The following is a 21,094-nucleotide window of genomic DNA, read 5'->3' on the forward strand; positions in this document are numbered from 1 at the left end:
AAACAATTAACAAACATTCATAATAACTTAACAATCACAATATTTTCAATTCTCCATAATTTATTATCTACATACATTCCAAAACTAATTAGACTATTTGTATTTCGGAATGTACATTTTGCTTTTGATAAAATCACTAATATTTTCAGGCCTTTCAACACCTGCTAAACCTGAATTAAAAATATCTTCCGCAACTTTTACAGCGACATTTACTGATACTTTCAAAATATCGGCAACATTGGGATAAATTAAACCTTTTTCAAAATCCGCTAAACATACTTGTTCTGCTACAGCTTCTGCGGCAGTCAATAATATATCATCTGTAACTCTCTTCGCTTCGGTTGCAAAAATAGCGAGTCCTAAAGCCGGAAAAATAAATACATTATTTCCTTGGCCTGGTGTAAAGATTTTACCTTGATATTCTACCGGGGCAAATGGACTTCCACTAGCAAAAATGGCTTTCCCTTTACTCCAATTATATGCCTGTTCAGCAGTACATTCAGAATGAGAAGTTGGGTTGGAGTAGGGAAAAATTATAGGCCGTTCATTTACAGCACTCATATTTTCGATTACCTGCTGATTAAATGCTCCTCCAACTGTACTAACACCTACAATGGCTGTCGGCTTAATTTTAAGGACTGCTTCGGCAAAATCGGTACAAGGATCTGAATCATGGGCAAAATCGAATTGATGCTCAACAAGATCCGTTCGGTTTTTTACCAACAATCCATTTACATCAAACATCCAAATTTGATTTAAAGCTTCTTCCCTAGTCAAACCATCTCTTTGGAATTTTTTAACAAGCATATCAGCGATACCGAAAGCTGCGGCACCTGCACCTAAAAATAAAAAGTGCTGATCAATAAATCTTTTTTCCATCAAGCGACTTATGGAAATAAATCCTGCAGTAGCGATAGCGGCCGTTCCTTGAATATCATCATTAAAAGTACAAACTTTCTCTTTGTAGGTATTTAAAATCTTGATGGCATCAACTCCTGGAAAGTCTTCCCATTGTATGCAAATTTTTGGAAAAACTTCGTTCATAGCCTCAACAAATGCGGCAACAAAATCATCAAATTCCTTACCTCTAATTCTTTTACATTTCAAACCTGGATATAGTGGGTCATTCAAAAACTCTTCATTATTGGTCCCAACATCCAACACAATTGGCAGCGTATATTCTGGAGGAACTCCTCCGCAACTGGTATATAAAACTAATTTCCCTATGGGTATTCCTAAACCAAAAATACCCAAATCCCCCAATCCTAGTATACGTCCGCCGTCTGTAACAACAGTAAATCGGACATCTTTTTCGGGCCAATTTCGCAGAATCTCTTTTATATGATCTTTTTGATTAATCGATAGATATAAACCTCTGGGTCTTCGTGTTACTTGTCCAAATTTTTGACAAGCTTCTCCAACTGTCGGAGTATATACAAGGGGCAAAAACTTGGCAGGATCACTGGTGATTGTTTTAAAAAACAAAGTTTCATTATTCTCCAACAACTGCATCAGGAAAATATATTGATTTATGGGTTTTTCAAAATTTTCCAGTTGTTCCTGAATACGTACTATTTGTGTTTCAATGGTTTCAACTGCTTCTGGCAACATTCCTTGCAAACCATATTTATCTCTTTCCTCCTGAGTAAAAGCTGATCCTTTATTTAATCGAGGATTCCGTAATATTGAATAACCAGTGCTATCTTCCATTTTAATCAGTTTAAAAATTATATATTTTTTAAAATCAACAAAATATCTATTATTACAATTCAGAAATGAATGTTCTTAAAATCATTTCGTCCTATAAAAGAAAACTTTAAAAAAATAACAATTCAAAAAGAGGATTCCTGCTTTTTGAATTTTACAACATAAACTTACTAAAATATTCAATACCAAATCGTTAAATATTACTTTCGGAATATCATTCTTTGATATTTAGCTACTAAAAAAAACAGATATGGTAATTATTCGTCTCCCGAATGATGCTCTGGAGCTTTAGGTGCGTTATGCTTTATTGCTGTATTCAGGTAAAAGAACAATCGAATAGTATGATTCATGTCGTATTGATAACCTGAATATTTTTCTTGATAAACATTCATATAACCAAAATCATAACTCAATTTGGGGTTGATATTTTGTTTGATTCCAATAAACAATCTGTTTTGATCAAATGTATTATAGACCACTTCTTTGCCGAAATGAATTAACAACTCATCCGATAAAACCAATGAAGGTAACTTTTTGTTACTGAATACCGGAATAGTGAAACTGGCTAAATAACGTATTCTATCGGTAAAACGAAGTTCGCCTGAGGGTTCATCATTCACCATTTTCTCTTGCCATCTTTGTTCGTTTCGCAATCTTTGAAGAATACTTACTTTTCCAACTTTGGTGATTAATTGTGCTTGTTGATATATTCTGTTTTCATCCGCGTAAGTTGACCATCCCTCTTTTGTTGGAGCTAACCACATATGGGCATAACCTGCCGTTAATGAAACCGATGCATTAGGTATATAAGAAACACCGCCTCTCAAAAAATAAAAATTATTACTTTCAAAGAAACCATTTTCACGAATATGGGCATCGGCAACAACTCCCCAGTGATCACTGAACTTTGTCACCGTGTTCAATGAAACCCAAGTTTGAACTTGCTGATTAACTTCTTTTTTTGTCGCCCCTTGACCGAAGATTAAAAAGGGGAAGAATAAAACTAAAATTTTAGATAAATTTTTCAAAATAGCATAGCGTTTAAATCGAAAATAAGTTTGTAATAAAATTAATTAAAATATCATTACTATTTTTTTTACAGTAAAATTACTTTCCCTTTCAATATTTAAACATGATATTTATCATTTGGAAGAAGAAAATGAGGCATTTATAATTAGAAAAAATAAGACCTTTAATAAATACTAAGTAATTCGAAAAATATATTCCTTGTGTTTTCAAACCCATTGCGAGTTTCATCAAATAAAAAGCAAACAGGGCTTCTGTACAATCGTCAATATAGAAAAAGGAAACTATCGACATTCAAGTTGAATGGATTGATTATGGCAAACTAAAAGACACTGACGAAGATGGAAATATTTATAAACTGGGAACAAATTGAAAACAACTCTTTGTGACTCCCAAGACTGATAATTCTTTTTACAATCTTTATATTTGGGCATTAATCCTAATCTATGAACAAAGTATTTTTTCTTTTCTTTTTACTTTTTTTCAATACTTTTTATTCCCAAACCAAACTCCTTTCCTGGAATCTGGAAAACTTTGGTAAATCCAAATCAGATCAGGAGATTGCATTTATTGTCAATACAGTAAAAGAATATGATATAATCACAATTCAAGAAGTAGTGGCTGGAAACGGTGGAGCACAGGCCGTGGTAAAACTAGCTGATGCACTCAACCAAAAAGGAAGTAAATGGGATTATCGGATAAGTGACCCCACTTCAAGCAGTAACTATAAAACAGAACGTTATGCTTTTATCTGGAAAACCAGTAGTCTAAAACTAAAAGGAAAACCTTGGCTGGAGCAAAAATATCATTTGGAAATAGATCGTGAACCTTATTTTGCTACTTTTGAAATCAAAGGAAAAAACATTACCATTGCTACTTTTCATGCTATCACAAAAAGTAAGCAACCCGAAACTGAGATTAAATATTTCAAGCTTCTGCCCCAAGAATATCCTACTTTGAATTTACTGTTTGCAGGAGATTTTAATTGTCCGCAATCGCATTCGGTTTTTACGCCTTTAAAGAAAATGGGCTTCGCTCCTGTTTTAGAAAATCAAAAGACATCACTAAAAACAAAACCTAAAGGTGACAATTACCTCGCGTCTGAATATGACAATATGTTTTATAAAACCAGTTCCATAAACTATATAAAATCGGATGTGATTATGTTTTATAAAAAATTCATTTCCTTAAAAGAAGCGCGGAAAATATCTGATCATATTCCTATTTGGTTTGAATTTTCCTTGAATTAATTATCAAAAAAAAATCCAAAATCCAATAGTTACAATTGGAATTTGGATTTTTCAGTTTGAGATTTATTTTTCTATGTTTTCTGCTTTTTCTTTCTGGCTGCAGGAAACAAAACGTTATTCAAAATTAATCGATAGCCTGGAGAATTGGGATGCAAATCCAAAACTGTAGCTGGATCGCCAACTTGATGCTGGTAATCCTCTGGATCATGTCCTCCATAAAAAGTAAACATTCCTTTTCCTTTTTCACCGTGTATGTATCGTGCTTCACCATTCAGCTCACAAGTTCCCATAACCAAAACATTCGATTTTATCAGTTCTGGATCAAATGAAGTCGTTTGCCCCATAAACCCTTTGATTAATTGTGTATGATTTTGACACAACATACTTGGTATGAAATCCCATTTGGCCGAATATTCCATCAAAGTAAAATAATCTTTATCCATAGGAACCTTTCTTTTTAAGGTCATATCAATATCCGAAAACTCATATTGCTCTGGTCTTCGCTCCAGAGTGAAATTCTTGAAAGCAAAAGTATTATTAAAATTCAGTTTGGACTGATAATTAGCTTCGCTGGGATCACCGTCAAACATGGATTCGCAAATATCAACACCATCTGCCGCCAAAGCAATATCAAAGCTATCGGTTGCAGAACACATTGCAAACAAAAATCCTCCTCCAATTACAAAATCTCTAATTTTTTTAGCAACTGCCCCTTTTTCCTGAGATACTTTTTCGTAACCTAATTTCTTCGCCAAAGCCTCAGCATCTCTCTTTTGATCTATGTACCAAGGAATATTTTTGTAAGCTGCATAAAACTTTCCATACTGTCCAGTATAATCCTCATGATGCAAGTGCAGCCAATCATAAAGCAATAATTGATCACTTAAAACTTCTTCATCGTAAATGGGTGTAAAAGGAATTTCAGCATACGTCAATACTAAAGTAACGGCGTCATCCCAAGGCTGCTTTCCTTTGGGGGTATAAACTGCAATTTTGGGAGCTTTTTCTAGTATAACAGCTTCCATATTCTGCGAAGGACTTGAAATCTCATTCAAAATAGATGTCTCCTCAGCATCCGAAATGACTTCAAAACTAACACCTCGTATTTGGCATTCTTTTCTAATTTCTTCAGCATCGGGCAATAAGAAAGAACCTCCACGGTAATTAAGCAACCAACTGGCCTTGTAGTTTTTGGCCAAACACCAATAGGTAATTCCATACGCTTTAAGATGATTTTGCTGCGTAGTTTCGTCCATTGGCAACAAAATAAAAGAAGCCCTAGAAGAAATCGATAATAGAAAAATAAATATAAAAAGAATTCTTTTGCACATCATTGAAAACTATTTTAAAGCAAAGATAATTGGAAGTAATTAAAGTACTCCTTTAATCTTTTATAATCATGTAAAAAACACTTTTTAACATTCATCTATTAAATATCCAAAGACACGATGGCATTTTGAATGGCATAAACAACCAATCCTGCAATGTTTTTGGATTCTGTTTTAAGCAACAAATTGTTTCTGTGACCTTCAACAGTTCTTGGACTAATAAATAGTTTTTCACCTATTTCGATTGTGCTTTTTTGTTTGCAGATAAGCTGCAATACTTCTAATTCACGAGAAGTTATAAATCCGGTATCAAAACTGCACTTGGTTTTTTTATTGGTAATCAAATCATTTTGAATGATGTCCATCACATATTCTGAATAATAAAATCCTTTTGTGGCTACTTCATTTATGGTTGCAAATAATTCCTGAGGAGTGGCATTTTTAACCAAATAAGAAACAGCTCCCACATCAATCATATTGGCTATAAACGATTTTGAATCATAACTCGTCAAGGCAATGATTTTTATATCCGAAAAATCTCTATGGATAATTTTAGTGGCTTCAATCCCATTAAGCAATGGCATTTTCAAATCCATAATCACAATATCGGGCTTAGGATTATCCCCTTTTAGAAAATCAATTAATTCAACACCATCCGAAGCTTCAAAAATCACTTCAATATTTTCTTCTCTAGATAATAAAAAAGAAATTCCTTTTCTGAATAGAACTTCATCATCAGCTAAAATTATTTTTATAGTTTCCTTCATAATTTAGAAATTAAAAATCACTGAAATTCCATTATTCATTTGCGATTCAATCGAGAGGCTTCCCTCTAAAATAGCTACTCTACTTACCACATTTTTCATTCCAAGACCCTTATGATTTTCCAATTGATTTAAATCAAAACCGATTCCGTTATCTGAATACTTACATGTTCTTTTTCCATCAATTTCCTCAAAAAAAACAGATATTGAAGTTGCCCTCCCATGTTCTATTGAATTAGTAAATAACTCCTGTAGAATTCTAAAAACATGAATATGATTATCGTTCTCTTTAAAATCAAACTTTAAATTATTCTCGTATTGAATATCAATAGCAATATCGTCAATTAACTGAGCACATAATTCTTCAATTCCAGCATGAAGACCAAATTTATCCAATACCGGTGGAAGCAAACTATGCGTCATTTTTTTTGAACTATTCAAAGCTTTTGAGGTGTATTCAATAATGTTTTTGGTGATTTCTTCAATCTCTTTTGCAGGTAAATTAGGAATCTTCAGAAGATGGCAATTCAACGAAATCACATTCAATTTTGAACATATATCGTCATGTAATTCCTGTGCAATTCGCTTTCTATCCGACTCTAGTGTACGAATTACCGCCGATAATTGCTTGTTTTTCAGGAAAATATCTAAATTATCAAATTTTAATTTCTTTTCCATCTTCTTTTTATTGTAAGTATGATTAACTTCCTTATGGCTTTGATGAAATTTTACACTATTTATCTTATTATAAATAAATAAACACGCACTTTATCTGTTTTTATATAACTTTAAACGACAAATATAACCATATTTAGCTATTTTCCTAATAAAATCAAATGTTTTTTATTAGCACAAACATAGTAAAAATTCTTATTTTAGAAGAATAAAAAAACTTAAATTACTGTAAACTAGAATCATATAAGCAAAAATTAAAGCATAAAAAAAAGAATATCTTATCTTCATAAAATATTCTCTTTTGTTGTGAAATACGATCTTTAAATTTTAAAAAGGAACATCACCATCATCATCGTCATCATTATTAAAATTGCTTCCGAAAGCCTCATTTGCCGATGGAAGATTTTTAGTTATAAATGAGTTTTCATCATGATTCATGCTGGATGGTAAATCATCGTAACCACCACTGTAATCTTCTAAATTGTCAAATCGACCTAAATGACCAATAAATTTCAAACGAACATTTTCAATACCACCATTTCTATGTTTGGCAATCATAATCTCTGCTTGACCAGCAGTTGGAGAGGCTTCTTCATCATCCCATTCATCAATTTTGTAATATTCAGGACGGTATAAAAATGAAACGATATCCGCATCCTGCTCAATCGCTCCAGATTCACGAAGATCCGAAAGCAAAGGTCTTTTGCTGGAACCACGCGTTTCTACAGCACGCGATAATTGCGAAAGTGCAATCACCGGAATATTCAACTCTTTCGCCAATGCCTTTAAATTTCGGGAGATTGTAGAAATTTCCTGCTCTCTGTTTCCTCCACCTTTTCCGTTTCCACCAGCAGTCATCAACTGCAAATAATCAATGATGATAATTTTTATACCATGTTGCGACACCAAACGTCGTGCTTTTGCACGTAAATCAAAAATGGATAAAGAAGGTGTATCATCTATATATAGCGGTGCTTTTTCTAAGTTCTTAACTTTGGTACTAAGCTGCTCCCACTCGTGCTTTTCTAACTTTCCAGTACGTAACTTCTCTGAAGACAGACCTGTTTCAGAAGAAATCAACCTGGTAATCAACTGTACCGATGCCATCTCCAGGGAGAACAAAGCAACTGGATGACCAAAATCGATAGCTATATTTCTAGCCATCGATAATACAAAAGCAGTTTTTCCCATCGCAGGTCTCGCCGCAATAATAATTAAATCACTTGGCTGCCAGCCCGAAGTTAGTTTATCCAACTTATCAAAACCAGTGGCAACACCACTTAGTCCTTCTTGACCTGCAATTTCTTCGATACGTTTCTTAGCTTGCAAAACTAAACTCTGAGCAGTTTCGGAACTACGCTTGATATTTCCTTGAGTTACTTCATAAAGTTTAGATTCGGCTTTATCCAACAAATCAAATACATCGGTAGTTTCATCATAGGAATCTTCAATAATTTCAGATGAAATGCGGATTAAACTACGTTGAATAAATTTTTGCAGAATAATTCTGGAGTGAAATTCAATATGTGCCGATGAGGAAATCTTTTGCGTAAGCTGGATTAAATAAAAATCACCTCCTGCAAGATCTAATTTAGCAGTTTTTCGAAGTTGGGCCGAAACGGTCAACAAATCGATTGGTTGTGTGTCATTGAATAATTGAACAATGGCCTCAAAAATATATTTGTGAGCATCTTTGTAAAATGCATCAGCTTGCAGAATATCAATTACATCATCTACCCCTTTTTTATCAATCATCATTGCCCCAAGCACTGCTTCTTCTAAATCTAATGCTTGTGGTGGTAATTTTCCTTTTTCTAGGTTAATAATTGTTGTTTTGTCCACTTTAACCGGACTTATATTTTTGAAATTTTCCATGTAGCGAAAGTAACTAAAATTAAAAAAAAATCACAATTGAGTTATTATAATTTATTGTTTATAAATACCTATTTTTTGTTTATAACCAAAAAAAAATCCGAAACTGTAAGGCTTCGGATTAAGGTCTTAAAAATGGCGGTTTATTCTTTGAACTCTCCCATTTTACAGTATTTATCCATTCTCTGAGCGATTAATTCCTCTGTTGATAAGTCTTTCAATTCATTATATCCTTTTATGATATATTGCTCAACTGTAGTAAAAGTAGTCGCTCTGTCATAATGAGCTCCACCTAATGGTTCTGGAATAATATCGTCAACTAATTTTTGTTTTTTCATGTCGGCAGAAGTCAATTTCAAGGCTTCGGCAGCTTGCTCTTTGAAATCCCAACTTTTCCATAAAATTGATGAACAAGATTCTGGTGAAATTACAGAATACCATGTGTTTTCCAACATATAAACACGGTCTCCAACACCAATTCCCAATGCTCCACCTGATGCTCCTTCACCAACTATAATAGTTATGATTGGCACTTTCAAACGAACCATTTCAAAAATATTTCTTGCGATAGCTTCACCTTGTCCGCGTTCTTCCGCTTCCAAACCTGGATAAGCACCCGGAGTGTCAATTAAAGTAACAACTGGGATATTAAATTTCTCTGCCATTTTCATCAAACGCAATGCTTTTCTATATCCTTCAGGATTGGCCATCCCAAAATTTCTATACTGACGCGTTTTGGTATTGAATCCTTTTTGCTGTCCAACAATCATAAAAGATTGTCCTCCAATTTTTCCTAAACCACCAATCATGGCTTTATCATCCTTAAAACCTCTATCCCCATGAAGTTCCAGAAAAGTATCTCCGCAAATCCCTTTGATATGATCCAAAGTATAAGGTCTGCTTGGATGTCTTGATAACTGCACACGTTGCCAAGCAGTTAAGTTTTTATAAATCTGTTTCTTGGTCTCCTCTAATTTTTTGTTGATTTGTTTACAAGTATTGGTAACATCAACATCCGATTCTAAACCAATAACAACACATTTATCTAATTGTTCCTCAAGTTCTTTTATTGGAAGCTCAAAATCTAAATATTCCATAGGATTTGTGCGTATTTATTATTGTTTTTAATTTTTCGATTTGGAACTGCAAATATAAAATTTAATATCGTTATACACTTATTTTTTTATTCAAGTAGAAAAAATAGGTGTTACGGCAATTAAAAATCTTACAATTCATCTTCTTTTCTATAATGTTTTATAATACCGTTTAAGAGCACCGTAATTACAATTACAACGGCTCCAATATAAAATTCCATACTCATTTTTTCTTTTCCGCCAATGATAAAGAAAGCCAATACAATACCGTAAACAGGCTCTAAATTAGTCGTTAACATAACCGTGTATGGTGATAATTGTCGCATTACTTTTACCGAAGCCGTAAAAGCATAAGCGGTGCAAATGGATGCCAAAATCAAAATCAAAATCCAGTTTTTGGCAGATAACACAAAAAAATCTGCATTGAAAGAACCTTGAAATAAAAAATAGATTGAAATAAAAATAAAACCGGCAAAGAATTCATAAAATGAAATCACCGATGGGTCATGATCTGCGATTAACTTTCCATTTATTAAAGTAAATAATACTCCCAATATTATGGAAACCAATGCCAATAACATACCGCTCCAGTAATTAATCTCCACCTGCATGATTAATCCTAAACCCGCAATGATAATCAGTCCAAAGAAAACCTCATACCAAAGTACTTTTCGACCGTAAAATAAAGGTTCCAACAAGGAGGCAAAAAATGCACCCAATGAAAAAACAGATAAGGTTATTGATACTGTTGAGACTTTTATCGCTCCAAAAAAGGTAATCCAATGCAGCGCTATCAAAAGACCAACAAATATGAACTTGACTAATGACTTTGGAGCAACTTTAAATGATTTCTTTTTGACAGCAAGAAAAACAGCAATAAAGATTGCCGCAAAAAACATTCTGTACCAAACCAAAAATTGAGACTGTATCGTAATTAATGCCCCTAAAATTGCTGTAAACCCCCAAATAAAAACAATTAAATGTAGATTAAGGTAACTTCTTAAATTATCGTTTCGCATTTCGTAATAAATAAACAGCTAATATTCCAAAAACAATGTTGGGTAACCAAACAGCCAGGAGTGGCGAAAATGCAGATTTTTCGGCCAAGACACCAAATATCTTATCAAAAAAGACAAATGAAAATGCCACGGCAATTCCAATGGCCAAATTGACTCCCATCCCTCCTCTTCGTTTCATCGAAGACACGGAAACAGCTATAATAGTCAATATAAATGCTGAAACAGGAACACTAAATTTTTTATACAAAACAACCAAATAAACATTGATATTGGACGATCCACGTTTTCTTTCCTTGTCGATAAAAGCTTTCAAATCCCCAAGACTTAGAGTCTCGGCGATATAAACCACCGGCGCCAAATCCTCCAGATCAAAACTGAACTTCATCTTCTTTTCCGGTGCTTTTTCGATCACATCCCCTTCTTTCCCAACGATTCTTTTGGTGTAATCAAATAAAGAATAATTCTTTTCTTTAGGATTCCATTTGATTCTGCTGGCCGTGATTTTATATTCTAATTTCTCTTTTTTAAATCGCTCCAATGAGAAATTATAAGCCATTTGAGATTCATTATTAAAGCTATTTACATAGATAAACTCATTATCGCTTATCTGTCTGTAAACATCTGTATTATCACCCCGCATGAGCGCCTTCCCATCATTCCGCAGATAGGTGTACCGGAAATTATTGTAACCCTCACTTGATACGGGAATAACCCAAAACCCCATAAGCAAAACGATAACAGATACGATGGAAGCCCCAATAATATAAGGCCTCATGAATCGAGTAAATGAAATTCCAGAGCTCAGAATGGCAATAATCTCTGTGTCATTTGCTAATTTTGAGGTAAACCAAATCACCGATATAAACAAAAATATCGGGAAGAGGTTATTCATAAAGTAAATCGTAAAATGATAGTAATAAATGGCGATTTTTAAAACCGGCACTTTATTCTCAATCATTTTATTGATCTTCTCGGATATATCAATAATCATCCCAATAGGAGCAAATAACAAAAGCATCACCGCAAAAGTGGCTAAATATCTTTTTAAAATGTATTTGTCTATTATTGTTAGCATTCTTTTGTGTTTAAAGGTTTAAATATGGTTTAAGAGTTTAAGATAGTTTAGGAGTTTCGAGAGAACTTTAAACTTTTAAACACTTAAACTTTTAAACTTCTTTTACAATCTTTGGCTCATATTTTTTACCATCATTTCTTTCCATGGTTTAAAATCGCCTGCTAAGATATGTTTTCTGGCCTCACGAACCAACCACATATAAAAACCTAGATTGTGGATTGTGGCAATTTGTTTCCCCAAATATTCATTGGCAGCAAACAAGTGACGCAAATACGCTTTGGTATATTCCGTATCTACAAATGTATATCCCATTTCATCCAATGGAGAAAAATCGGCTTCCCATTTTTTATTCTTGATATTGATCGTTCCGTTGGCCGTAAATAACATTCCGTTTCTGGCGTTACGCGTAGGCATCACACAGTCAAACATGTCGATTCCAAGAGCGATATTCTCCAGAATATTGATTGGCGTTCCCACTCCCATCAAATAACGAGGTTTGTCTTCAGGTAGAATTTCACAAACCACTTCGGTCATGGCATACATTTCTTCTGCAGGCTCCCCTACCGAAAGTCCACCAATCGCATTTCCTTGTTGGTTGGAATTGGCAATATATTCTGCCGATTGTCTTCTCAAATCCTTATAAGTACTTCCTTGAATAATTGGGAAAAAAGTTTGGTCATAACCATACTTTACTGGCACTTTTTCTAAATGGTTGATACAACGATCCAACCAACGGTGTGTCATGTGCATTGAGCGTTGAGCGTAACGATAATCACATGGATAAGGCGTACACTCATCAAAAGCCATAATAATATCTGCCCCAATGGTACGCTGAATTTCCATCACATTCTCTGGCGTAAAAAAGTGATACGAACCATCAATATGCGATTTAAACTTTACTCCTTCTTCCTTAATTTTACGATTTGCCGAAAGGGAATACACTTGGTATCCTCCTGAATCGGTCAAAATATTACGGTCCCAATTCATAAATTTATGCAATCCACCCGCTTTTTCAAGAATTTCGGTTTGTGGACGCAAATACAAATGATAGGTATTTCCAAGAATAATATCTGGGTTTATTTCTTCTTTCAATTCCCGTTGATGCACCCCTTTTACTGATGCAACCGTTCCAACAGGCATAAAAATAGGCGTTTCAATAACACCGTGATCGGTAGTAATACTTCCCGCACGAGCTTTCGATTGCGGATCTGTTTTTAGTAAATCAAACTTCATATAGGCTTTTTATCAGTCGGCAAAGATAGTCTAATTTAAAACCCGCATCAAAAAATTTTCCTTCCGATGAATGAAAACCGGATTCATGACAGTCAAAATTTAAATACTTATTAGGTAATTACGAAATTAAAAATGCTTTAGTATTTAATTTAGACAAAACGTATCTTTCCGACTCTTTTAACCAAAAACCACACTATCATGAAATTGAAATTAGTCCTGTATCTTATACCGAGTTTAATTTTACTGAGTTGTAATTCAAAAACAGATGATGCGCAAGCCATTAAAAGTCTCCTTGAGAAAGAATCTTCGAGTTGGAGATTGGGCGACAGTAAAACACATGCTGCATGCTGGCACATTCAGCCTTATAGCAAAATTTTGATTTCGACTGTTGATGGTAAAACGTTAGATATTCCTGCTGAAAACATTATCAAACCGATTGCAAACGCCAGTGGTGGCACCTCCATAAATACAAATTATAAAATGAGTATTCATGACGATAATGCTTGGGTCAGTCATGATGAAGTATCGATTGCGAAAGATGGTAAGAAAACCTTTTCGCATGAAATTCGATTACTTGAAAAAATAAATGGCGATTGGAAACTTGTAGGACAATCTATTCACGCCTATAAATAACATTTGAGACATCTAACCTGAAAATCTGATGAAAGATTGGATAAAAAAACTTGTGTAACAAAAGTTACTGTACATCCTTAATTTCTGTTGTATTTTTGCATTATAAAACAATACACTTTAAAGAAAATACAATGACATTAGAAAATATAATCAAAGAAAAACAATGCACGATTGTAGATGTACGAACGCGAGAGGAATACAGTGGAGGTCACGTTGTTGGGTCAATTAATATCCCACTGAATGAAGTTCAAGAGCGATTTGAAGAAATCCAGAACCTAAAATCACCCTTGGTTCTTTGTTGTGCCTCCGGAAACCGAAGCGGACAAGCGCAGCATTATCTTTCTCAAAAAGAAATCGACTGCTACAATGGAGGCTCATGGCTTGACGTCAATTATTATCAATCCAAATAAAAAATAAAATGCTAAATAAACTAAAAAAAATATTCGGTTTCGGGACAACTGTAGATTATGCAGATCTTGTGAAAAAAGGTGCCATTATCCTAGATGTACGAAGCAAAGGGGAATATGCTGGCGGTCACATCAAAGATTCCATAAACATTCCTGTTGATGTTTTAAAAAACAGTTTGACTCAATTGAAAGACAAAAATAAAACCATCATTACCTGTTGCGCATCGGGTATGCGAAGCGCATCAGCCAAAAGTATCCTGAAAACACACGGATATACTGATGTCCATAATGGCGGCGGATGGAGTGGCCTACAGAATAAAATATAAATCAATTCGTTTTTAATCACTAAATATCTGGCTTAACGATTGCGTGAGGGATAAAAGCTAGCTACCGAAGTAGCGCGGATAGCCCGACAGCATAAGAAAAAGGGGCGACTAATCGATACTGTTAGTCAGCCCCTTTTTCTTATGGTGGCACGCCCAGATGAAGTCGGATTACAGATTTTAGATTGTAGATTTTAAATTTTATCTCTTCGACTTCACACAAGGCAATAGTTGAAATTGTAATTAAAATTGCCTTTATCATTGAAATTGTACTTGAAATCATTTGTCTTACGCCAAAATAAAAATTACTTTTGCAGCAGTTTAACTTTTACACACAAAATGAAGCCTAACACACAACAATTAAACGATTTAACTATCCAAGTAAGAAGAGACATTCTTCGTATGGTTCACGCTGTTAATTCAGGTCACCCAGGAGGGTCTCTTGGATGTACCGAATTTTTAGTGGCCTTGTACCAAAACCTTATGGATCGCAAAAAAGGATTTGACATGGACGGAATTGGAGAAGATTTATTCTTCCTTTCAAACGGACATATTTCACCTGTATTTTACAGCGTTTTGGCAAGAAGCGGTTATTTCCCAATAAAGGAATTGGCTACTTTCAGATTATTGAACTCTCGTTTGCAAGGACACCCAACAACACATGAAGGTTTACCTGGTGTTCGTATGGCTTCTGGTTCATTAGGACAAGGATTATCTGTAGGAATTGGTGCTGCACAGGCTAAAAAGCTAAACGGTGATAACCATATTATTTACACACTACACGGTGATGGTGAATTACAGGAAGGTCAAAACTGGGAAGCAATTATGTATGCATCTGCAAAAAAAGTAGATAATCTTATTGCAACTATCGACCTTAACGGAAAACAAATTGATGGTACTACCGACGAAGTTTTATGTATGGGAAGTATCCGTGCTAAATTTGAAGCTTTTGATTGGGACGTTCTTGAAATTAAAGAAGGAAATGATCTTGAAGCAATTATTGCTGGTATGACAGATGCTAAATCTAGAACCGGAAAAGGAAAACCAGTTTGCGTATTATTACATACTGAAATGGGTAATGGTGTAGATTTTATGATGAACACTCACGCATGGCACGGAAAAGCGCCAAATGATGCTCAACTTGAAAATGCTCTAGCTCAAAACTATAATAGAGGTGGCGAACAAGACTATTAATAGTTTGCAGTATTCAGATTTCAGTATTCAGTAATGAATGCATTCAACTTTTTAAATTAAGAAATGAAAAAATATACAAATACAGGAAGTAAAGATACTCGTTCCGGTTTTGGAGCGGGAATGACTGAATTGGGTCAAAAGAATGAAAACGTAGTGGCACTTTGTGCTGATTTAATTGGATCATTGAAATTTGATGATTTCAAGAAAAATCACCCAGAGCGTTTTTTCCAAATTGGAATTGCAGAAGCAAACATGATCGGAATTGCAGCAGGATTAACTATTGGAGGGAAAATTCCTTTCACAGGAACTTTTGCTAACTTTTCTACTGGAAGAGTTTATGACCAAATTCGTCAATCTGTTGCTTATTCAGATAAAAATGTGAAAATCTGTGCTTCTCACGCAGGATTGACTCTTGGAGAAGATGGAGCTACACACCAAATCTTGGAAGACATTGGATTAATGAAAATGTTACCAGGAATGACTGTAATCAACACTTGTGATTACAACCAAACAAAAGCGGCTACATTAGCCCTTGCTGATCATCATGGTCCAGCATATTTGCGTTTTGGTCGTCCGGTCGTGCCTAATTTCATGCCTGCTGACGAACCATTCGTAATTGGAAAAGCAATTCTTTTAAACGAAGGTACCGATGTAACGATTGTTGCTACAGGACATTTAGTTTGGGAAGCTTTAATCGCTGCTGAAGCTTTGGAAGCAAAAGGTATTTCTGCCGAAGTAATCAACATCCACACCATTAAACCTTTGGACGAAGAAGCGATTCTAAAATCATTGGCCAAAACCAAATGTATCGTTACTGCTGAAGAGCATAATATCCTTGGAGGTCTTGGAGAAAGCGTTTCTAGAGTACTAGCATTACACCACCCAGCTCCACAAGAGTTTGTAGCGGTTAATGACAGCTTTGGAGAGTCTGGTACGCCAGAGCAATTAATGGAGAAATACAAATTAAACAATCAAGCGATTGTTGAAGCTGTAGAAAGAGTGATCAAAAGAAAGTAATTCTTTCTCTACAAATATAAAATCCCATCTCGTTGTAAAAAATGAGATGGGATTTTTTTGTGGGTGTTATATTGAGCTTTATTTCGATAATTATTAAAACAAAGTAATCACGATTTACAAAGTGCATTTTTATTTTCTATGATTAACCAAATATTTCCACTATATCAAAAAAAAATCCCATTCATTAAGGAATGGGATTAATATATTATTGATTCATTTTGATACAATTTTTATCCAAATGTCTTTTTAACCTGTTCGGGTTAGTCTGATCCCCTGAACAATCAGGAATACTTTCAAACGGGTAATTTATTCCTTTAGCATCTTTAATTTCTCCTTTTGTTGCGTAACCATCACCATCATCATCAGAATCATAATAATTAGGAATTCCATCTCCGTCCGTATCATCAGGATTATAAACTCCGCTTGCAAAAGTATATATATACCTGTCCCCATCCAAATCTTCCTGAAAAGAAAAAATACCATCTGGATCACGATACGAACCACTAGGAGGAGAATTAATCTCATGATCGTACCTTTTCAAAGCATATAATTTCACACTAAACACCAACGGAGAATAAGCTGGAATATCACCCTGAACGGTATTGTAATACCCTAAACCAGAAGGAAGAAACATTACCCCAACCCCAAAATCATTATATTGTATTGTCCCGGTCCCGTCAGGATTTGAAGAAACCCAGCCTGTCATAAATTGAGGAAACCCCTCAGACCAGCCACGAATAACTCCAGTACCACCATCGAATTTAGAACCATCAAGATTATACAATACCTGCCCATTATTAGAAGAGTCAAATACAGTTCCATTTAATAAAGTTCCTTTGTAACCTGCATAAACGCCATCAACATTGCAAGGATATTCTCCCCCAGAATTAACAGTACTATTTTTAACTCCTTCCCTAATTAACAAAGTGTATATTTTATAAGTAACACCCCCCAGAGGCGAACCTAATTCTTTACTAGTATCTACATTTCTACTGGTTAATCTTGGAAGTGTAGGACTATTCAAATAAGACCATAAGGAAGGCTGAGTTGCAGCGTTAGTTATTTTTTCAATTGTTACATCTTGATCATCAGGAAAACCTGGATGATTTACTATTTTGCTAATATAATTTGTTTTTAAATAATCTTCTATAGCAGCGATATCTTTAGGATATTGTTCCGCATAAGGTATTGGTGGGGTAACTTCTACATTATTATCGTCCTTATTGCAAGAAATCACTGTAATTGTCGCAATCAATAAAATAAAATAAAATTTAATTTTGCTCATTATTTTAGGTATAGTTTAAGTCGCAAATATACATTAATGATTTACTTTTGTAAAGTATTTAACTCCGATTTTAGAAAATTCATGAGAATAGACAAATATTTATGGTGTGTTCGGTATTACAAAACCAGAAATATGGTAACCGAGGCTTGCAAAAAAAATCACATTACTGTAAATGGCATTATTGCCAAGCCATCAAAAGAGGTTTTCCCTACCGATAAAATTACTTTTAGAAAAGATCAAATAACACAAATAATTACCGTTCTTGACATCCCCGATAATCGTGTGGGTGCAAAACTCGTTGATATCTATCGAAAAAATGAAACTCCAGCCGAAGTCTATGCACACTTAGAATTATTAAAACTTTCAAAAGAGCATTATAGAAAAACTGGAACTGGAAGACCCACCAAAAAAGACCGAAGAGATATTGATGAATTTGGAAATGAAATAAACGATGAAGACGAAATAGATTAAAAAAACCAGTTTCAATTTTCAGTTTTGAAACTAGATTTAATCATATAAAATTCGCCGAACTTTTTTATCTTTGAAAAAAATAACAATACGCCATGAGCAAAAATATTATTCTTACCAATCAACAAATTGAACACACTACCAAAAGAATAGCTTACCAAATCTATGAAACTTTTGTAGAGGAAGAAGAAATCGTGATTGCTGGAATTACAACAAATGGCTTTATTTTTGCCGAAAAAATTGCTCAAGAATTGACAACTATTTCGCCTATCAAAATTTCGCTTTGCGAAGTTAATGTCAGCAAACAAAATCCAGAATTACCCATAACTACTTCCTTAACAAAAGAACAATACAGCAATAAAGGCTTAATACTAGTAGATGATGTATTGAGCTCTGGAACTACATTAATATATGCGGTAAAGCATTTTTTGGATGTTCCTTTAAAAAAGTTCAAAACCGTTGTCCTTGTTGACAGAAATCACAAAAAATTCCCGATTAAAGCCGATTTTAAAGGAATATCACTTTCTACTTCCCTATTAGAACACGTAGATGTTGTTTTCGACAAGAATGGCGATAGTTATGCCAGTTTAAGCTAATAGATTTAAAATATCATTTACCGTTTCCTCGATTGATTTATCATCAACATTCACTTTATATTGTGCATGGTTGTAATAAAAGCTTCTATCAAAAAGGTGTTTGGCTATAAACTCTTTCATTTCTTCTTCGCTTTTATCCGCAATAAGCGGCCTTTTGCTTTTATTAGACACCAATCTATTAAATAACGTATCTATCGATGCCTTCAAATAAATAGAAGTCACCTCATCCCCTATTAACAATTCATGATTATTAGCATAGCAAGGTGTCCCTCCTCCTAGTCCAATGATAATTTCCTCTGGAGTATTCAATAATTCGACAAAATAAGTATGTTCCAATTTTCTAAAATGGATTTCTCCATGATCTTCAAAAATCTGTTTGATTGACATTTTTTCGTTTTTTTCGATATATTCATCGAGATCAACATACGGAATTGAGACGATTCCAGAAAGTTTTTGAGCGATTGTAGACTTCCCACAACCCATATACCCTAATAATATAATTTTTTTCATTTGAATAAGCCCTTACAAATTAAGGCATTAAGATTATTTGTTTAAAAAAGACAAATTTATAATAAAATTGCTTGGAAACTTCAAAAAAAAGTCCCTATATTTGCACCCGCATTCAAGGAAAGAATATGACTCGATAGCTCAGTTGGTAGAGCACATCACTTTTAATGATGGGGTCCTGGGTTCGAGCCCCAGTCGGGTCACAATTTTAGTGATCAACACATATTTTCCTTGAAGCAATGACTCGATAGCTCAGTTGGTAGAGCACATCACTTTTAATGATGGGGTCCTGGGTTCGAGCCCCAGTCGGGTCACAAAAGGTCGAGTAATTTATTACTTGACCTTTTATTTTTTAAGGCCACGTGGAGAAACGGTAGACTTGCCATCTTGAGGGGGTGGTGCTCGTAAGGGCGTGTGGGTTCAAATCCCACCGTGGTCACAAAATCAAAAAGAGTATTAAAAAAGTAGGCTTATATAGCCCTTTTTTAATACTCTTTTTGGTTTCAAAGCGGAATTTTATGGAAGCGCAAATCAATATTATTGTTAATTTTTAATTATTTTTTTTATTCTAATGCAATATACAGCAAATAAAAACGTTAATTTACTCAAATTAAACACATTAGTAATCCCTTTCTACCAAAACAAATTTAGTCCATGAAAAAAACTGCAAAATCATCAAAATACAATTTATCCCTATTTTTAAGCTTTGCCTTTATACTTTTGGCTACAATAACTGCTAATTCGCAAACCGTTCGATATGATAGTGTAAGTAAACAAAAATATGTACTTGTAGATGTCCAAAAAACCTATGAACGAATTGCCGACAAGGGCTATGAATCGGTTGAAATCTATGAGTCTCTTGGAAATTACTATTATGAAAATAAAAATTACCTAAAATCAAAATTATATTTTGACAAGCTATTTGGTAAATACAGTTTATCTCAAATTTCCTCCAAAAGCAAAGAACGATATCAATTAATAAGGAAATCGATTTATTAGAAATCATTTAATACTCAGCGTAAAACAGTAGCTATATCAAAACTTTATAGCTGCTGTTTTTTTTTACATTAAACCCAAACTCGTATCTTCTTTAAAAAATTTAAACACAAATTTTAAAAAAAGTCATAACTTTCAACTTCCTAATTGCAAAATTAAAATCCAAATGACGACACTACTCATAAATAAGAAGAAATACACTATCGATGTTGACCCTGAAATGCCTTTGCTTTGGGCTATTAGAGACAGTATCGGTCTTACTGGGACCAAATTTGGCTGCGGTATTGGTGCTTGCGGCGCTTGCAAAGTATTAGTTGACAATGTCGCTACCTATTCATGCTTGACTCCTGTTTCAACGGTTGTCGGCAAAAACATTACAACTATTGAGGGTACAGCGGAAAATTTGCAATTATTACAAAAATCATGGGAAGAATTCAACGTGCCCCAATGCGGCTATTGCCAACCTGGACAATTAATAACGGCCACTTCTCTACTCAATTCTAATAAAAACCCTTCGGATACTGATATTGACGATGCCATGAGTGGTAATATTTGCCGCTGTGGCACTTACCAGCGTATCAAAAATGCCATTAAACATACCGTAGAACTTAAAAAACAACGCTAG

At 34.3% G+C, this 21,094-nt stretch carries 22 protein-coding genes and 3 tRNA genes; 13 read left to right on the forward strand and 12 right to left on the reverse strand.

Annotation, left to right across the window (positions count from 1 at the left end):
• Nucleotides 1-93: 93 nt before the first annotated feature.
• On the reverse strand, nucleotides 94-1,710 hold the full coding sequence (locus HQN62_RS15915; protein WP_173505105.1) for an NAD-dependent malic enzyme: 1,617 nt from the start codon (nucleotides 1,708-1,710) through the stop codon (nucleotides 94-96).
• A gap of 254 nt (nucleotides 1,711-1,964) precedes the next feature.
• Nucleotides 1,965-2,735, reverse strand: coding sequence for a DUF2490 domain-containing protein (locus HQN62_RS15920; protein WP_173505106.1), 771 nt, complete (start codon nucleotides 2,733-2,735; stop codon nucleotides 1,965-1,967).
• Between the two features lie 444 nt (nucleotides 2,736-3,179).
• Here HQN62_RS15920 and HQN62_RS15925 point away from each other — a divergent pair, with 444 nt between their 5' ends.
• Nucleotides 3,180-3,983, forward strand: coding sequence for an endonuclease/exonuclease/phosphatase family protein (locus tag HQN62_RS15925; RefSeq protein WP_173505107.1), 804 nt, complete (start codon nucleotides 3,180-3,182; stop codon nucleotides 3,981-3,983).
• Nucleotides 3,984-4,054: 71 nt separating this feature from the next.
• On the opposite strand, the gene HQN62_RS15930 is transcribed toward HQN62_RS15925, so the two are convergent.
• The 8 genes from HQN62_RS15930 to tgt all read right to left on the reverse strand — a co-directional run bounded on the left by HQN62_RS15930 (nucleotide 4,055) and on the right by tgt (nucleotide 13,043).
• A complete protein-coding gene (locus tag HQN62_RS15930; protein ID WP_116797501.1) occupies nucleotides 4,055-5,314 on the reverse strand; it encodes an asparagine synthetase B in 1,260 nt (419 codons plus the stop codon).
• Between the two features lie 98 nt (nucleotides 5,315-5,412).
• Nucleotides 5,413-6,078 carry a response regulator transcription factor gene (locus HQN62_RS15935; RefSeq protein WP_173505108.1) on the reverse strand — a complete coding sequence of 222 codons (666 nt, stop codon included), beginning with the start codon at nucleotides 6,076-6,078 and terminating at the stop codon, nucleotides 5,413-5,415.
• A 3-nt stretch (nucleotides 6,079-6,081) separates the two neighbouring features.
• On the reverse strand, nucleotides 6,082-6,753 hold the full coding sequence (locus tag HQN62_RS15940) for a sensor histidine kinase (RefSeq protein ID WP_173505109.1): 672 nt from the start codon (nucleotides 6,751-6,753) through the stop codon (nucleotides 6,082-6,084).
• Between the two features lie 324 nt (nucleotides 6,754-7,077).
• The gene (gene dnaB / locus HQN62_RS15945) at nucleotides 7,078-8,625 is read right to left on the reverse strand and encodes a replicative DNA helicase (protein WP_116797498.1); all 1,548 of its coding nucleotides are present in this window, start codon (nucleotides 8,623-8,625) and stop codon (nucleotides 7,078-7,080) included.
• 140 nt (nucleotides 8,626-8,765) lie between these two features.
• Nucleotides 8,766-9,719: an acetyl-CoA carboxylase carboxyltransferase subunit alpha gene (locus HQN62_RS15950; RefSeq protein WP_173505110.1), complete on the reverse strand. Its 954-nt coding sequence runs from the start codon at nucleotides 9,717-9,719 to the stop codon at nucleotides 8,766-8,768.
• Nucleotides 9,720-9,847: 128 nt separating this feature from the next.
• Entirely contained in the window at nucleotides 9,848-10,735 is an 888-nt protein-coding gene (locus HQN62_RS15955; protein WP_173505111.1) for a DMT family transporter, read from the reverse strand.
• A complete protein-coding gene (locus HQN62_RS15960) occupies nucleotides 10,722-11,810 on the reverse strand; it encodes an LptF/LptG family permease (RefSeq protein ID WP_116797495.1) in 1,089 nt (362 codons plus the stop codon). Before HQN62_RS15960 ends, HQN62_RS15955 begins: the two co-directional genes overlap by 14 nt.
• Before the next feature lie 102 nt (nucleotides 11,811-11,912).
• On the reverse strand, nucleotides 11,913-13,043 hold the full coding sequence (gene tgt / locus HQN62_RS15965) for a tRNA guanosine(34) transglycosylase Tgt (RefSeq protein WP_116797494.1): 1,131 nt from the start codon (nucleotides 13,041-13,043) through the stop codon (nucleotides 11,913-11,915).
• A gap of 198 nt (nucleotides 13,044-13,241) precedes the next feature.
• Between tgt and HQN62_RS15970 the strand changes: the two genes are divergently transcribed.
• The 5 genes from HQN62_RS15970 to HQN62_RS15990 all read left to right on the forward strand — a co-directional run bounded on the left by HQN62_RS15970 (nucleotide 13,242) and on the right by HQN62_RS15990 (nucleotide 16,617).
• Nucleotides 13,242-13,676, forward strand: a complete 435-nt coding sequence (locus HQN62_RS15970) for an endo-arabinase (RefSeq protein ID WP_173505112.1) — start codon at nucleotides 13,242-13,244, stop codon at nucleotides 13,674-13,676.
• A 131-nt stretch (nucleotides 13,677-13,807) separates the two neighbouring features.
• A complete protein-coding gene (locus HQN62_RS15975) occupies nucleotides 13,808-14,086 on the forward strand; it encodes a rhodanese-like domain-containing protein (protein WP_173505113.1) in 279 nt (92 codons plus the stop codon).
• 8 nt (nucleotides 14,087-14,094) lie between these two features.
• Entirely contained in the window at nucleotides 14,095-14,409 is a 315-nt protein-coding gene (locus HQN62_RS15980; protein ID WP_116797491.1) for a rhodanese-like domain-containing protein, read from the forward strand.
• 336 nt (nucleotides 14,410-14,745) lie between these two features.
• Nucleotides 14,746-15,600, forward strand: coding sequence for a transketolase (locus HQN62_RS15985; RefSeq protein WP_173505114.1), 855 nt, complete (start codon nucleotides 14,746-14,748; stop codon nucleotides 15,598-15,600).
• Nucleotides 15,601-15,663: 63 nt separating this feature from the next.
• Entirely contained in the window at nucleotides 15,664-16,617 is a 954-nt protein-coding gene (locus HQN62_RS15990) for a transketolase family protein (RefSeq protein WP_173505115.1), read from the forward strand.
• 205 nt (nucleotides 16,618-16,822) lie between these two features.
• Here HQN62_RS15990 and bamM read toward each other — a convergent pair whose 3' ends face one another.
• Entirely contained in the window at nucleotides 16,823-17,902 is a 1,080-nt protein-coding gene (bamM, locus tag HQN62_RS15995) for a BamM family beta-barrel-assembly machinery protein (RefSeq protein ID WP_173505116.1), read from the reverse strand.
• Nucleotides 17,903-17,983: 81 nt separating this feature from the next.
• On the opposite strand from bamM, the gene HQN62_RS16000 reads away from it, so the two are divergent.
• Entirely contained in the window at nucleotides 17,984-18,373 is a 390-nt protein-coding gene (locus HQN62_RS16000; protein ID WP_173505117.1) for an RNA-binding S4 domain-containing protein, read from the forward strand.
• 92 nt (nucleotides 18,374-18,465) lie between these two features.
• Nucleotides 18,466-18,966 (forward strand): phosphoribosyltransferase family protein, encoded by a 501-nt coding sequence (locus tag HQN62_RS16005; protein WP_173505118.1) that lies wholly within the window; start codon nucleotides 18,466-18,468, stop codon nucleotides 18,964-18,966.
• Here the strand turns inward: HQN62_RS16005 and HQN62_RS16010 are convergent.
• Nucleotides 18,958-19,476 (reverse strand): shikimate kinase, encoded by a 519-nt coding sequence (locus HQN62_RS16010; protein ID WP_116797484.1) that lies wholly within the window; start codon nucleotides 19,474-19,476, stop codon nucleotides 18,958-18,960. The genes HQN62_RS16005 and HQN62_RS16010 overlap by 9 nt on opposite strands.
• Nucleotides 19,477-19,603: 127 nt before the next feature.
• Between HQN62_RS16010 and HQN62_RS16015 the strand changes: the two genes are divergently transcribed.
• The 5 genes from HQN62_RS16015 to HQN62_RS16035 all read left to right on the forward strand — a co-directional run bounded on the left by HQN62_RS16015 (nucleotide 19,604) and on the right by HQN62_RS16035 (nucleotide 21,094).
• Nucleotides 19,604-19,676 (forward strand) — tRNA-Lys (locus HQN62_RS16015).
• Nucleotides 19,677-19,714: 38 nt separating this feature from the next.
• A tRNA-Lys gene (locus tag HQN62_RS16020) sits at nucleotides 19,715-19,787 on the forward strand.
• A 42-nt stretch (nucleotides 19,788-19,829) separates the two neighbouring features.
• Nucleotides 19,830-19,912 (forward strand) — tRNA-Leu (locus HQN62_RS16025).
• 215 nt (nucleotides 19,913-20,127) lie between these two features.
• Nucleotides 20,128-20,472, forward strand: a complete 345-nt coding sequence (locus HQN62_RS16030) for a hypothetical protein (protein ID WP_116797483.1) — start codon at nucleotides 20,128-20,130, stop codon at nucleotides 20,470-20,472.
• 163 nt (nucleotides 20,473-20,635) lie between these two features.
• Nucleotides 20,636-21,094 carry a (2Fe-2S)-binding protein gene (locus HQN62_RS16035; protein ID WP_173505119.1) on the forward strand — a complete coding sequence of 153 codons (459 nt, stop codon included), beginning with the start codon at nucleotides 20,636-20,638 and terminating at the stop codon, nucleotides 21,092-21,094.

It is taken from the genome of Flavobacterium sp. M31R6, from assembly GCF_013284035.1.
Classification (GTDB): Bacteria; Bacteroidota; Bacteroidia; order Flavobacteriales; family Flavobacteriaceae; genus Flavobacterium.